The organism is Larkinella knui (genome assembly GCF_003858645.1).
Taxonomy (GTDB): Bacteria; Bacteroidota; Bacteroidia; order Cytophagales; family Spirosomataceae; genus Larkinella; species Larkinella knui.
The window spans coordinates 76,115-92,180 of record NZ_RQJP01000003.1 but is presented as its reverse complement, the minus strand read 5'-3'; the positions used below and the strand labels follow the sequence as shown (position 1 = coordinate 92,180).

Below are 16,066 nucleotides of genomic sequence, written 5' to 3'. Positions count from 1 at the left end.
ATGAAAAAAAGTACTTCAGCTTTAAAGCAGGGTGCCAACCAGATCCGCGAGGAGTTCCGTTCCGGCCTCAATACTGCCGAACGGGTCGGCGGCTGGATGGTTGACCTGCTGGAATCTACTGTCCTGGAATACGATCCAGCCTCGCCGTATCAGGCTGGTCGGTGGGTTATTTATGGCGGCATCCTCTACAAGGCGATTGCGGCAACCCAGGCCGCACAAACTCCGTTATCTCATCCCCAGTTGTGGGAAGGGAAACTGATCACCAATCCGGATCTGATCGTCGAAGATGGTCCCGATCTGCCGGTTGCCGGTCCGGCACTCTTTCAATACATCCGGGATCGACTCGCCAATAATGGGAATGGCGGCTCGGTTCCGGATGCGGATAAAACCACGAAAGGTATTGTTCGCCGGGCGGATGCAGAGGATTTCGATTACCTGCAGGATCAGACAATCCCGGAGAAAGACGACATCAACGCCTACGTCGGGCCTGCCTTGCTTTTGTATATGCTGGACTTATTGTTTGGCAACGGCGGTTTGGACGCAACGCTCAAACGCGGGAATGACTCCGATCGGGATCTGATAGCTGGAACGATCAGTCGCAAAAAGTTTGCCGAGGGGACCGCCACACACGTTCCCGGCCTGGCCCGAACTAATGGCGTCTGGCGGGAAATCCTCGTCCCGATCGATCTGCTCAACGGCGGATCGGGCGGCTCCCAACTGCCCACCCCACCCACGGGCGGCATTCCGGCCCAGACCTTTACCGTCGGGACACCGTTCAGCTATACGCTTCTGCCCTGGTCAAATGTCGAAACGTATGAAGTGAAAGACCTGCCCGCAGGGCTGACCTTCAATTCGGCCACACGGACCATTTCCGGTACCGGAACGTTGAGCGGGAATTACGTGGTGACCGTCACCGGGATTTCACCCCAAGGCACCCGCTCCAGTATCGCCGTCAATTTCACCGGTCAGAATGCAGCCATTTCGCGCTACATCGACGAACTGTCCTTTCAGCGTAACGGCTCCAGTCTGAAATGGACGCTCAAAGGGGAAGGCGGTCCCGAGGGCCTGCGTATCAAAGTCGGTACCAACGGCTCCGGATTTCTCAATGCCGCTTTTGCCGACATGGTCAAAGTCGGCAACAATACGTATGAGTATACTTCCATCGTCAGCGATGGCGCGTATACCGTTCGGGTCGAGCAAAAGGTCGGAACGGGAAATGTTCAGGTCGGCTTTGAATTAAGCTCACCCAGCCAGGCCGAACGGATATACCCGGCGCAGGTCAACCTGCTGACCGGGCGGGGAGCCTGGGCCTCCTCGGGAGCCGTGGGCGTGCTGGAAAACGTCAATGACCTTAACCTGGAAAATACGTTCACGACGCTGGAAGAGTTGCAGCCGATCGTCGGCGCATTAGGGATCAGCCAGAACGGGCAGACCGCACGCTGGGATCGGGTGTTAATTTATTCGAATGCTCCCGAAACGCTGGTCGGCGCGTATGTCTTCATCGGGGAAAACATCTTCCAGGCACCGGGCAGCTTTCAGACGAACATCAACCGAACGAAGGTAACCGCGCGGCCTCTGGTCGGTACCACCAGTCCGTTCTATCTCGACGTGTCGGGCTTGCGGGGCGACATGATTGCCATCCAGCGGCCCGATACCGGTGCCATTTCCTTCAACGAGATTCTGGGTTTTGGCGACTTTCCGGTTATCAATCACCCGCCCGTACTGGCCACCGTGGGTGACATTGTCATTACGGAAGGTCAGTCGCTGAGTAGGGATCTAAAATCCTATGCCTCCGACGTGGACGGCGACGCCATTACGTTATCGCTTTCGCTGGAGGGCGGTTTTGCATTGCCCAGTTGGATGAGTCTGCCCAATGGCGTTTTTAACATCAGCCCGGCTCCCTGGGAGGGCGGCTCGGTGGCTACCTCCAAAGAATACCCGCTCGTCCTGACGGCTACGGATTCGAATGGCGCTTCGACGACGACCTCCTTTAAATTGCGGGTTCAGCGGTTGGGAACGCTCGAAAGCCTGCTCAATGCCCAGATCAAGTACGATTATTTCAGCCCGTACCGGGTGTTTACCATCGGCGCGCTGGTGACCGATTCCGGGCCGATGCGGGTCAATCTGGAGGGTGTTGGGTTTACGTATGGCGGTCAGGGTTTTGTGACGATGGTCAACGGATCGATCGACAATTTTTCCAAGCCGCACAACAAACTCGTCAATGCCTTCTCCGGTCAGGGCGGTTTTTCAAACGTTCAGCCTGGCAATTACACGCTCACGTTTCAGGAATTTGAGAACGGCCCGACCCGGTCATTTGCCGTGACGATCCCATCCGGCAACATCGATGCTCAGGTATTGTACGAAAAGAGCGGAGGGGATACCCCGACCACCGGTTCGATTACGTCGATTACCCATGCGCTCGACCCGAATGGCAAACCGATCATTACGGCCGTGGCCACGGCTCCCGTTGAGATTGCCATCACCCAGATCCAGGGGACCGGCTGGTCAACCACGGGTTACGCGGCTGGCGGTCTGGTTTTCGGTAACAGCACCTACCAACGCTCCTACAATACGGTGGCCGGGGAAGGAAGTTATCGCTACGACGTGCGGATCATTGGTACGAATATCGTTCAGTCCGGGGCCTTCACAATTGGGGCGACCGCGGCTGATTATTTCCTGCAGGTAGACTGGCGGGAGATCACCATTGGCGTCAACGAAGATGTTTTGGGTTTCTTCAACCTATACGTTCAGGCCTCATCAGCCGGTGGTGTTGAATGGAAGTGGATTGACTCGAATGACTGGCGGGAAATGAGCGTTTCCAACGGCGCTGGCCTGTCGGTCATTTCGGGAGCCACGCTGTACGTTGAACTCGATTACAACCGCACACCGGTTAGTAATACGGTCCGAACGCTGGAACTCCGCAGAGTGGGTACCACGAACGTTTTACGCGTGACCGTGCCCGTGGGGTACCCTCCCCACGATACCGGGTCCGGTCCATTCTTCCCGATCTGGACGGCAGAACTGCTCGTGAGCAAAGGCGTCTACAAATACGACCCGAACAATAAAGCGTTCAGCGTTTACTTTGAGCCGAAGGTTTCCGGAAAAAATTATGAGGTTTGGCTGGAGGCTGACAATGGCGCCACCGAGACCGGTTCCAGTTTTGGTTCGTCGCCCGGCTCGGGACCCTGGTCAACGAATACCTGGTACGATCTGGTTTCCAATGCCTACCTGACCAACACCCCAGCCGGTACCAGCATCAACCGTCGTTTCGAACCGACTGGCGGTACCGGCATTTCGCCCACCCTGCACCGGCTGAAAATTCGTGAAAAAGGAACCTCAGCGATTCAGGTGATCTCCTTCACGCCAGCTGCGACATTTGGGGATACCACGAAGGATCTGCCGATTTCGGGTTCATCAACTGGCGGTGGTACCGATCCGACGCCGGTGCCGGTCGGAACCCGGTTCATGCAACTGGGTGATAGTCTTACCGGTGATCCGCGGTCCCGGATCGCCTTTCACAACCTGTTGGCGAATGCAAGCATCAGCCATACGTTTGTGGGTTCGATGGGTTTCGGAACGGCGGAAGATCCGTATCACGAAGGCCACGCCGGGTATACGATCGATCAGATCAAGGCGGGTGTTACCGGCTGGATCACGGCCAAAGACCCGGAATATATCCAGCTGATGATCGGGACCAACGACATCAACGGAAACGTCGACCTGGCCAATGCACCGGCGCGGCTGGGATCACTCATCGATACCATTTACGCGGCAAAGCCCAACGTGAAACTGTTGGTGTCGACCATTCCTCCCCGCGCGGATGGAACGGCGAACGGTCGGGTAAATACCTACAATGCGGCCATTCCCAGCATTGTGGCTTCGCGAAAAACCACCGGCAGAGTGCTGGAGTTCGTCAACATCGCGGCTTCGCTGACCACCGGAGATCTCGATCCGGACGGAACCCACCTGAACACCGGTGGCTATCAAAAGGTGGCCAATGGCTGGAAAGCGGTCTATGATAGCCTGAATGTACCGCCAACGTTTAGTGTGCGCCAGCGGGAATTGTTCGGCGTCAAACACGCCATCAACTGGTCGGACCCGACCGTGCTGGTCAATCTGAAAGATGAAGTGGGCGGGGCGTTTGATCTGGGCATGTCGGGGGTCAAGATGTCTTTTTTTGAGAAACACTGGCGAAATCCGACCGGCCAGCAGAACTACCTGGACTTTTACGACTGGGTCGTCAATGTCAAGAAGAAGAAATTTGCGGTGGCATTTTTTGAGGCTTTCGAGATCAACGACCTGCCGAGCTACATGAACACTTCCAAAGCGGAAATGTACCATGATGGCACCTACAACAATGAATACCTGACGCCTTCCAAAAACCAGAACGACGGGTATTACGCTTTCAAGGCCAACGGGAACACGACCAACTGGAACAGCAACACGCCCAAGCGCCGGTTTTATGACGACGTGGTGGTCGACGTGTTGACGAAGCTAAAAGCGCGGGGCCCAATCTGGACCCTATCGCGCGGAGGGACCCATACCGGCGAAGGCGGCTATAACTCAAATGTAGGTGAACTGTCCTCGGCAACCTTCGGCGGCTATGAACCTGCTGAACTGGCTGCCTTCAAAACCTGGCTGTATTTGCTAGGCGGAGGAACGCTGGCGGGGGTTCGCAATCTTTTGGGCAACCAGAATTTAACCGATGCCCAGCTGGTGCCACCATACCCCAGCCGGTCGTCCTGGGAGAGTTTCTGGAACGTCATGAAAGGCTCAGGTTTACCGCAGGCCTGGTACGAGTTCCGCTCGAAGCGGGTCCGTGAGGATCAGAAAATATTCGAGGACATCGTTCGGCCCATCTGTCCGGGCGTGCCGGTCATTTTCGAAGCAGGCACCTTCCGGGGCAATCAGGCCGTGGTGAATGGTACGACAGAAGTGGCCTCGATCGCATCGACGGCCGACGCGGTGAAAGCCAACCTGACGTATGCTGACGACTGGGAACTGGGTGCTGACGTGGGCCGGGGTCTCAAGCCGTGGCACATTACCGATGCCGACGGCTCGCTGTGGGATTACGTGCTGCAACTGTGGCGCAGAGGCTACGGCATACCGGGCCAGTACACCCATATGGATGTGGTCCGTATGATTGAGAAGTACATGCGGGGCAATGGTGACGTGGGCTTGTTCGGGGATCTGAGACTGTTTTACGAAATCATTAAACAGGTCAAGAAACTGAACCTCATCGGCTCGGATCTGGTGACGATCTACAACACCAAAACTTTGAACTGGTACAGCGAAGGCGACCGGAATAAGACCGGTATTTTCAGCGGCACCTATACCGGATTCCCGACTAACATCATCCTCAACGAAAGTCCGTGGCCAATGGCTGCTTAACAAAATGGAAATATCTGCACCCAAAGTTCTCAAATTGCTGGCTGATCGGATTGTCACGGATCAGTTGTGGCTGATGTACCGGTATGAATGGCTGAATGGCGACCCGATCGATTTGCGCTCCTGGGGGCTGGCGATGGTGGCCAGCTCTGATCAGGGGGTCGGGCCTGAAACCGCCCCACTGCCAGTCTCGATAGTCGGCGCTGATCACGACTATTTACAACTGCTGGTACCCAAACCCGCCAGCGTCCTGACGATCGGACCGCTCGGGGCCACCAACGCTCAGACGTTTGTTCTCCGACAGTACCGGGCGGGGGAAGTCGGGCAGGTTTCGCTGACGTATACCTATTTAACCATTCGTCAGCGGCCCACCTTTGCCGAGGGCGACGAAACCTATGATACCGGTTCGATTTATCCCGAATCGTTTGTTGTTCGGGTCGATCCGGCCACACTGGAGATCGTTGATTTCATCGGCGATCCGGGTGCCCCCAGCGCGGGGGCCATTCGCTACTTCGTCGTTCAGAGCCTGACGGAAGCGAACACGCTGGCCAGCGGCTCCCGGAAATTTATCGAAATCGAACCGACCGGACGGCTTTACCTCTACCGGCCTGCTTTCGGTCTCAATGAAGTCACCTTAATTTAAATCCACACCATGAAAAAGCTATTGTTCTATTTCGCGTTGCTGGTAACGCATATCTCCTTTGGGCAGGGGAAAACGCCCGCTTCCCGGTTCGATTCAGCAATGAGGGCGCAGGGTGGTCTGGGCCTGACGCCGGTCAAGTTTACCACGACGTATCAGCAAAAACTGGATTCGCTGGCCATTAAGCTGGGCGCAAAACGGGATACCTCGGCCATGATCCCGGCCAACAAGATTACGGGCCTCACATCGGGGAATGTTCTTTCAGTGGCCGGTCGGACCGGTGCGGTGGTCCTGACCAAAACCGACGTCGGGTTAGGCAACGTCGACAATACGTCCGATCTGAGCAAACCGATATCGACCAGCGCCCAGGCCGCGATCAATACGAAGCTGACGGGCACCGGGGCCAGTGATGCAGAAACGCAGATCAGTTCCTCTTCCGGCGTCATCGAGGACGGCAAATTCGTTTCCCGCCTAAAGCTGTTCAACTGGTGGGCCTGGGTCAAATCCCTGAATGAATTTGCCCTGGCTACGCATACGCACAGCGCCAGCGCCATCACTGCCGGCACGTTCGATATCGCCCGGTTGCCGGTAACGGCTTCCGGTGTCAGCAGTACCACGGCTCTGGTTCGGGGGGATGATTCCCGGCTCTCCGACAGCCGCACACCGACGACGCACTCCCATCCGGTCAGCCAGATTACGGCCACCGGAACCGCCAGTTCCAGCACGTACCTTCGCGGGGATGGTCAATGGGCTACACCTTCCGGTGGTGGCGGAGGGCTATCCGATCCGGGCGGGAATGGCCTACTTGCCCGGAATGCCCTGAATAGTACGGTGGCCCGGTCGCTGGACGGAGTAACCGATCGAATCAGCATTACCAATCCGGACGGTGTTACCGCGAACCCGCAGATTGATATTTCGCCCAATTACGCCGGGCAGACATCGATCACCAATGTCGGGACGATTGGCTCGGGTACCTGGCAGGGCACGGCGATCGCTGCCCAGTACGGCGGGACCGGCGTCAACAACTCCGGGAAGACCATCACGCTGGGCGGCAACCTGACCACGTCCGGAGCGTTCAATACGACCCTGACCGTCGGGGCTTCTACGAATGTGACGCTCCCAACTTCGGGAACGCTGGCCACCCGATCGGGTGCCGAAATCCTGCTGAACAAAACGATCGATGCCAACAATAACACGTTATCCAATATTCCCCAATCAGCGGTATCAGGATTAGCAACCTCACTGGCAGGCAAAGCCAATGCGACCCATACGCACGTTTCGACCGACGTGACCGACTTCAACGAGGCCGTCGACGACCGGGTGAATGATTTGATCGTGGCCGGTACCGGGGTATCGAAAACCTACAACGATGCGACCGGCGTCCTCTCGCTCTCCGTTACCGGTGGTGGCGGTGGCCTGGCCGATCCGGGCGGGAATGGTATTGCGGTTCGGACGAGTTCCGGCGTGACAGTTCCCCGATCGCTGTCTTCGGCTTCGCCGGGTCTGGTGATCACCAATCCGGATGGGGTGACGGCGAACCCAACCTTTACCCTGGTCAATCCTACCACCAAACGGGCGTATTACGAACAGGTGATTTATGCCAGCAATATGCTGGCGCTGGGTACAGGGCCGCTGACCAATGTCAGTTCAGGCTCCGGGGCGGGCCTGAACTTTACGGCTGAAACACCGATCGGCTACCTGGGCATAACCACCGGAACCTCGGCAACAGGCTCCTCGTTTCTGGGTACTGATCAGAATTACTATACGCCCGGATCCTCGGTCAAACTGGCGATCGAAATGGTCATTGTTATTCCAACCTTCAGCGATGGGACCAATACGTATCAAGCCTATATGGGCTTTACAAAGCAATTGGGTAACGCAGGGAATTACATCGGCTGGAACGTTCAAACCTCCGCTTTTCAGGGCCGGTCAGTTATCTCCAGTGCTACCCAGGGTACGGCAATAACCGGAACGACTGCCACGGCCGGGTCCAGCTACCGGCTCCGGATTGAATATGACGGAACGACGGCAAAGTTTTACCTGAAGCCCGAAACGTCCATTCTCAGCGATACCGACGACTGGCCCTGGGCGCTGGATGGTAGCAACGTAAGCGGTACCTACACCACCGGCGTGGCCGGGATTACGTTTCCCTCCGGGCCGTATGCGCTGGGCTTTGGCTTTTACAAAGCCGTCGGTACCTCTTCCCGAATTGGGGGAATCAAGCAAATCGTTATTTCTAAAATGTACTAATGAAAGTATTCGATCTGTCGTTCGATCACACCTTCGGATTGGTTCTCGATGAAGTAACGCCTTCCGAAACAGCCTGCCGAAAGCCTGGTGTGTATTTGTACTGGCTCAGCCCAACCGGCTGGGCCGGTTGGCTTTTTGAAGCCTTTGCCGATTCGGAAAAGGAGGTACGCGCGCTGGGCTCCTTCCGGCAGGCCGGGCTTACCCGTTACACCCAGAAGGAATCGGCGGAGGTTCTGACGATCCGGACGCGGCACCTGAAAAAATGGCAGGCCGAAGCGATCGCCACGGTTTTCGAGTCAGTCGCCGTTTTTGTGTTGGTTCACGATGACCAGGATGTTACTCACAAGATACCGGTGGAAGTTCCAACGGGCTCCTTCCCGGTCTGGAAAGATGCCAACCGGCTCGGTAGACTGGAGGGCCGCATTACTTTACCGGCGCGTCGTTCACAACGCGCCTAATTCACACCATCATGGCACAGGAACAAGGCGACGAAATTCTCGTCGAAGTCAAGCTCGATGAAGCGGCCACCGAAAAGCGGATTGTTGATCTTCGTCAGAAACTGGAAGAGCTTCGGTCTGAAAAGGACCGCGTTAAGAAAGAATTTAAGGAGGGCGGTATTTCGGCTGAACAGTACGCAAAATCACTGACGCGGATCACGCGCGAAAGTGGTGCCGTCACCAAAGAAATCAATTCGAACCATCGGGCCTTGGCGCAGACCGATAAAGCCAATCAAACGGCTGTCGGGAGCGTCGACCAACTCCGGGCGGCTATTTCCGTTCAGACCGCGCAGTGGAATGCCCTGTCGAGGGAGGAGCGCAATAATGCCCAGATCGGTGGTGTGCTTCAGAAATCGATCAAGGATATGACCGATGAAGTGAAAGAAGCCAGTGGGTCGGTGGGGAATTTTCGCGATAACGTTGGCGATTATGCTGGTGGAATCGAACGGGCCATTACCGGAAACGACTCCTTTTTTTCCTCCATTCGGGGTGGCGTGGGTCAACTCAAAAGTGCTGCATCCGGAGCACTCGACTATGCCAAAGGATTAAAACTGTCGATCGAGGGCGCGAAAGGTGCGGAGAAAGCTTCCCTCGCGTTTGGGCTTTCCCTGAAGGCAATGGGCATCGGTTTGATCATCACCCTAATCTCGGGACTGATCACATACCTGACTAAGTTTGACGATGGAATGGATAAAGTGGAGCAGGCGACGGCAGCGTTCTCGGCGGCTCTGGATGAACTATTCGCCGGGATCTCCAAAGTAGGCGGGGCCGTATTCGACATCATCGATGATTTTGGCGAAAAGGGATTTTTGGGAGCCATCAAAAATATTCCTGACCGGCTTGATCAGATGAAGCATTCACTCGATGGGGTTACCACGAACATGGTCAATGCCGGAAAAGCCGCCGTCGAGTATACAAAAACGATGCAGGATCTGGAGGATCAGCGCGACGGTATGATTTCGCAGGAAGCGCAGGTGGCGAAACTGGTGGATCTGGCAACACTGGCCACTAAGGATCAATCAAAAACGCTACGCGAACGCCTGGCTCTGCTCGATACTGCCGGTGCTGCAGAAAAGAAATTGGCAGAGCAACGGTTAACGATCGAACGCAACGAACTGGCCGCCCTGCTCAAACGGAAAGCGGCAAATACGGCCAACCAGGATGCGGACCGGAAGGAGATTGAGGAAAAGAAAGCGGCTGTGATCAATGCCGAACGGGAAACCCTGGCCACACTTCAAACGGTTCAAAACCGACGATCGGCGTTGTTGAAACAGGAACAGGAGCGGGCCGAACAGAATGTGAATAAACAAAAGGAATTACGAAAGGGTGCTCTGGAATTTGCAGAGAAAGAAGCTGAAGCGGAACTTCAGATCGCCCGGCTCTCCGGTAAAGACCGGGTCGCGCTGGCGGAGAAGGTCATTCAGACTAAACTGGCCGTGGAGTTGTTCGGCCTGAAAAAAGGATCGGCCCAGTACAAAGCGGCTCAACTAGCCGCCGATGTGGACCTGGCTGAAACCCGTTTGCACTACCTCGCTCTGGATAACGCCAAAATTATAACGGTACACCAGAACCTGAACGCGCGTTTACTGAAGGAGGATGAGAAGCTAACCAAAGCCGCCAAAGTAGAATTAACCAAGCGTTCCTCCGAGTTGCAGGAGATTGCCGATCGGGGCAACTTGGCGCTTATCGATTCCCGGATCGCTACTGCAAAAAAAGGAAGCAAGGCCGAACTCGAAGCCCGGATCGCTGGCATTAAGGAATCGGCCCGGCAGGAAATTGCCCAGAAAAAACTGACGGCTGCTGAAGCCAAGGCGATTGAAGATAAGGCAAACCGGGAGATTGCCAATCAGCGTGAAGCGTTTGCGATGACAACATTCGAAGGTATCGTCGCCGGTGCCCAGATTGCTGCGTCAACGTTGACCACGATTTTCGAAGGCCAGAACCAATTGGCGCTCCAGATGCTGGAACAACGGGAGAAAGCCGCCTTAAAATCTGCCGGGGCCAATGCTGAACTGCGAGGCAAACTGGAGGAAGGTTTTCAGAAAAAACGTGATCAGTTGGAGGAAAAGGCCAACAAGAAAAAGAAGGCCATCGCCCGCGCGGAGGCTGCGATCAATACGGCCGTGGCGGCAACGAAAGCGTACACGGCAGGGCCGATCATTGGGCCGGTACTGGCAGGTCTGATTATCCTGCAAGGGTTGGCACAGCAGGCATTTATCAGTTCCCAGAAGTTTGCCCAGGGTGGGTATGTTTCCGATAAGAAAGGTGCCTTTATTACCGGGCCGGGAACCGGAACGTCGGACAGCATTCCGGCGCTGATCAGTGACGGCGAATCGGTGCTCACTGCCAAAGCCACCCGCGAAAATTACAACGAACTGTCTGCTATGAACGTAAAAGGTGGTGGACGTCCCTTTCCCGGAGCCAGCAACTCGACCGGCGTCCCTCGGTTCAATTACGGTGGCGTGTTGCAAAATGATTCGGCGACACTGGAAGCAGTATTTACGCGGGTGATCGCCCGGATGCCTGCACCGGTGGTGGCGGTCACCGATATTCACAGTAGGTCAGCCGAAGTACGTCGGGTTGAAGTACGTTCTAAACTTTAAGTAAAAAATGGAAGACGGTATCTACTTTCTGGGGCCAGCTGGTTGGCAATGGGTCGCCGAGGTCGACTATGCCTTAACGATGCAGGGCAATGATCTGACGTCGCCGGACACCCTGGAATTGAGTTATACGAATCAGTTTCAACTGCCGAACTCCCTGGCTATTCAGCGCCTTCTGGGTAACGCTGAGCAGTTGGACGCTGGCGGAGTATATCCATACACGCTCATCGGAGCCAGGCTGGTAGAATGCGATGAGATTATTTTTCAGGGCCGGGCCGAGTTGCAGGGATTTCAGGCCGGATGGAAGGTGGTCATTTATGAAGAGCACCGGGGTTTGTTCGATAGCCTGGCCGACAAAAGCATTCGGGATCTGGATCTGAGTTATCTGGATCATCCCTGGACAATTGACGAGATTAGCGCCAGAGCTGGTGCCACCGAGGGGATCTGTTATCCGATCATCGACTACGGAACCGTCAGCGATGGGATCATCCCTCAGGATACTTTGTTTCCGGCTACGTTTCTAACGACAGTGGTAGGGCAAATTTTGCAGGAAGCCGGTTACAAACCTGCAGGCAGTTGGTTGAATGATCCATTACTCAAGCAAGCAACGTTTCCGTTTGTCGAAGAAGAACCCAAGTCCCGCGATCAGGACTGGGCAGATGCCCGAACGGCTCGGGTAACGGTGGCCACTGCGGCACCGACCGTGATGTTTGGGGGAAAGCTGAATCGGATTCAACCTTTGACAGTAGATAACCGTGAACTGGAAGGCTGGAAGGACGGTAAGGCCAATAATTTCAACACGGCTACCTATAGCTACGTGGCCGATTCAACGATGCGAATTAATGTTGTAGCTGTTCAGCAGTTCAACATTAAAATCGACTTTGGAACGGTCGAAGTAAAGCTGCAATTGGAGAAAAACGGATCATTCGTCGAACAGGCGTATTGGTCCAAAGGTGCTGGGTATAATTTGATTGCTAATAAAAATGATATTCTGACGCTGGACACGGAAATACTGGTCAAAAAAGGCGATACGCTTAAGATAAGGCTGATTGTTCAGAAGCGGACCACGTTCGCCCAGTGGCAGGGATTCATTTTGAATGATCCCGATTCAATCTATGCCAGCTTTATTCCTGATCCAACCGTACACACCGGTGATTTTTGGCCGGTAGCGCAGAACCTGCCCGATCTGACCTGTAGCGAGTTGTTAAAGTCAATCGCCTTTCAACTGGAGGGCTGGTATCACATCGACAACCAGCGTCGAACCGTGGAACTGGTCAGCTTAACTGACCTAACCAACAACCGGGCTAATGCCCAGGACTGGTCGAGCCGTCTGGAGGAGTCTGTCGAGCCAGGCGTCGACTATAAAATTGATCCCTACGGACGTCGGAATTTTCTCAAGTACCGGGAGCAGGACGGTGTTGACAAAGGCTATGGCAATGGCGTGATCGGGTGCGACCGCACAGCCGCAGCGACTGACGTTCCTTTGTTTGAGTTGCCTTTTTCGGCCACGATGGAGTCAACCCGGCAGGTCAACAACTACGGATTTCCGTTGCTGATCGAAACCCGAACGGTTTCCGGTACGGGAGACAACCTCCAGATCAATAAAAAGTCCACGAGTCCGCGTATTGTCTTGGTGGAACCTTCGAAAACCTTTGAAGTCCAGACCAAAGTGCTCAACAGTAGTGGGAATGTGGTGGCCGCTACCGTGACGTTGACCGGCTGCTGGTTTGCCCGGCGCATGCAGGCGATCCAGACCGAAGAAAACGGCTTTTCATTGGCTTTTGATCCGGTACCGGGTCAGCAATCGGAAGCATCGCTGATCAGTCGATACTTTGGTGGCCTAAAACGGGTTCTCAAACGGCCTCGGGTCCTGACGGTATCGGTGCATTTGCGACCGGTCGATATTGCCACCCTGAATCCAAACGTACCGATTCGGTTGAAAGGTGTTCGGGTCGGTGATCTGGAAATATCCGACGGTTATTATTACCTCAACAAGCTAAATAATTACCGTCCTGGTAGCACCTGCACCGTTACTCTGATCGCATTTTAAAATTCCCGCGCGTTTTTCGTAGTTTGACGCAAACCTTTATTCAAAAATTCATGAAAACTACATTACTCTTAGTGATCGGACTCCTGACTGTGGCGGCCTGCCAGCAAAAAGAAAAGGCAAATGATTCGAGCAAGCCAGTAGCATTGAGCTTCAACAACTTTGTCATCGGTACGCCAGCCGATACCATCCAGTATCGGCTCCGGTTTGGTCCAACCCGGACAGAGGGAGATAAAATGAAGTATGACGATGTGACGTTTGAAACCGTTCGAGGGAATGTGGAGTATAAAGTTCCGGGCGGAAGGCTGGTAGGCGCAAGGTTTACCAATTTTCAACAAGACACCGCGGTCTATACTGTTATTTATAAACGCTTCGTGGCCAAATTTGGCCAGCCCACCTATGTGAAAAAGCGGACCGCAGCCTGGGAAACCGAAAAGGATGCGCTCTATCTGGACGGAGCCGTAGGAGCAGCCGTTTTTTATGATGTAAAAGATACTCCTGAGCCGATGTATTCGAGGATAAAGGACCTGTAAAAAAATAAGTCCGGACCAATGATCCGGACTTATACCTATTCCTAAACCCTTAACCTTTACACAAATTCAATTGCTGCCAGTGGAAACGTTTTCGGCCTTGTGGGGTCCTCTCCGTCCACCTGAATGTAAGCCTCTTCTGAGTTACTGCTGAGGTACCCTTCGATCTGAAGGCCTGACAGTGGGTAGATCCTGCCACTGATTACTGCCTCGCCCTGCGTAATAGTGACCGGCCTGCCAAAACTATTAATGAGTTGCTCCTTGGTAATCATGATTTTAAAGGTAAGTGAAAAGTCTGGCGGGGCACCTTCAGGCGGTTCAGTTACGTACCTGCTCGCTCAATCCGGTGCCCCTATCTGGTTGTGTTATCGTTCCGCCTGATCTTGAATGATCAGACTATTAATGTACCGGCTCATGCTCATGTTATTGGTTACACAATATGATTGAATACGGGCCTTCCTCGATACCGGCATAGTCAATCGGATTGATGCGGTTTCTTCCGCCACCTGTTCGTTCAATAACGTGCCTGGCTTATTATAATGAAATTTCTTCCGTTCCTGACTGATCTGCTTTCTTTCCTCCGGAGTCGCATTCTCATAATACTTCCTCCAGCTTTTGTATTCCGCAGCAACGGCGAAAGTAACGGTTTCTCCAGATTTTACCCGGTTTAAGGTTCGCTCGAAAGCAGTCGGCATTTTGGGAGATGGGAAAGATGGTATTGTATGTTGTTGTAAAAATATAAATTCTTTTGTATAAAGTTCAGTCGTGTGCAACTTTCCACAAAAAAGTTAAGCACTTTGGCGACTGTACTCACAATTACTGCAAAAGGCGACATCTACCCCGACAATTATTATTACTACGACGGCTACGGTATTTCGCTAACGAGCATCCAAAATCAGATCAATGCTGCTGGTGACATCGACGAGATCGTGATCATGATCGATTCGTATGGTGGTCAGATGGAGGAGGGTTGGAAAATTGTCGACTATCTGCTTTCACTGGGAAAACCCATCAAAACCGTCGTGGTAGGCTGTTGCTACTCAATGGCAACCTGCTTATTCCTCTGCGGGACCGAGCGGCTGATCTCGCCTAATTCAGAGTTAATGATCCATCTTCCAGCTTTTGATCCCTACGATAATTACATCGGCGGAAACAAGTTCGATCTGGAAGGCTATGTCGACGATTTGGTCAAGGCAGAGTCAAAGGCGCTGAAATTTTACGTCGAACGGACCAATAAGGAAGAGTCCGTACTTGCCGAAATGATGGCGGCTTCTTCTGGTGAAGGAACCTACATGACGGCCGACGAAGCCGTAACCAATGGGTTTGCAACGGGGATCTACCAATCAGTTACTCAGACTTCCAACAAAAACCGGAAACCGAAACCGGTTTTTGCGATGCAAAAATACGGTCGTCCGGAGCGCAAAGACCGTGGTCCCGTTGCTCAGCAATCTTCTCCAGCAATTCCAACCAATTCTAAAACTATCGTAATGAGCAAAGTAACAATGCTTGCTGCGGCCATCATGTCCGTTCTGGGCATCGCAGATGGTACAGCCAAAATCAAAAACATGGACGTGGCCCTGCAGGACGGTTCGGTTATCATCATTGATACCACGGGTGATGCTGCGGCCATTGGCGACAAGGTCACGCTGAAAGCGGACGGCTCTGTGGCTCCGGACGGCGATTACAAAACCGCCGATGGCCAGACGATCACAGTTCTTGCCGGGGTAATCTCCAATATCGTCACCACGGAGAATGGCGAGACGACCAGCACCGAACCGGTCAATTCCGGCGATAAAACACCTCCAGCTGAAGAGACCGCCACGGCTGAGGAAATCACGAACCTGCGCAATGAAGTCACCCGGTTGAAGGGGATCGAGAACGATTACAATGACTTCAAAGCCCGGACAGTTCCCGTCCTGGCCAGCATGCAAAAGGCGTTGGGAATGAAGGTCAGCAAAGAGCCGGAAACCGCCACGAACACCGTGCGCGGTGAGAAAAAATCGAAAGGCGATCGGGCCGATATGCTCAGCGAGCGGGAAGAAATCGACTGGAAGAAGCGCCGGACTGAAGGGAAGTAATCAGCACAACAAGTAGAGTTTTCACGAGTCACTAAT

General features: G+C 54.1%; 8 protein-coding genes. All 8 read left to right on the top strand.

From position 1 onward, the window contains the following. Complete coding sequence (locus tag EHT87_RS14315; protein WP_124907345.1) at positions 1–5,391, top strand: putative Ig domain-containing protein; 5,391 nt, start codon at positions 1–3, stop codon at positions 5,389–5,391. A 4-nt stretch (positions 5,392–5,395) separates the two neighbouring features. Continuing rightward, positions 5,396–6,031 carry a hypothetical protein gene (locus EHT87_RS14310; RefSeq protein WP_124907344.1) on the top strand — a complete coding sequence of 212 codons (636 nt, stop codon included), beginning with the start codon at positions 5,396–5,398 and terminating at the stop codon, positions 6,029–6,031. A 9-nt stretch (positions 6,032–6,040) separates the two neighbouring features. Next, entirely contained in the window at positions 6,041–8,278 is a 2,238-nt protein-coding gene (locus EHT87_RS14305; protein WP_124907343.1) for a hypothetical protein, read from the top strand. Then, the gene (locus tag EHT87_RS14300; protein WP_124907342.1) at positions 8,278–8,736 is read left to right on the top strand and encodes a hypothetical protein; all 459 of its coding nucleotides are present in this window, start codon (positions 8,278–8,280) and stop codon (positions 8,734–8,736) included. The genes EHT87_RS14305 and EHT87_RS14300 overlap by 1 nt, the downstream gene beginning before the upstream one ends. A gap of 11 nt (positions 8,737–8,747) precedes the next feature. Then, entirely contained in the window at positions 8,748–11,378 is a 2,631-nt protein-coding gene (locus EHT87_RS14295) for a coiled-coil domain-containing protein (RefSeq protein ID WP_124907341.1), read from the top strand. 7 nt (positions 11,379–11,385) lie between these two features. Next, positions 11,386–13,425, top strand: a complete 2,040-nt coding sequence (locus tag EHT87_RS14290) for a hypothetical protein (RefSeq protein ID WP_124907340.1) — start codon at positions 11,386–11,388, stop codon at positions 13,423–13,425. Positions 13,426–13,475: 50 nt separating this feature from the next. Then, complete coding sequence (locus EHT87_RS14285) at positions 13,476–13,955, top strand: hypothetical protein (RefSeq protein WP_124907339.1); 480 nt, start codon at positions 13,476–13,478, stop codon at positions 13,953–13,955. A 794-nt stretch (positions 13,956–14,749) separates the two neighbouring features. Further along, complete coding sequence (locus EHT87_RS14275; protein WP_124907337.1) at positions 14,750–16,030, top strand: Clp protease ClpP; 1,281 nt, start codon at positions 14,750–14,752, stop codon at positions 16,028–16,030. Positions 16,031–16,066: the final 36 nt, after the last annotated feature.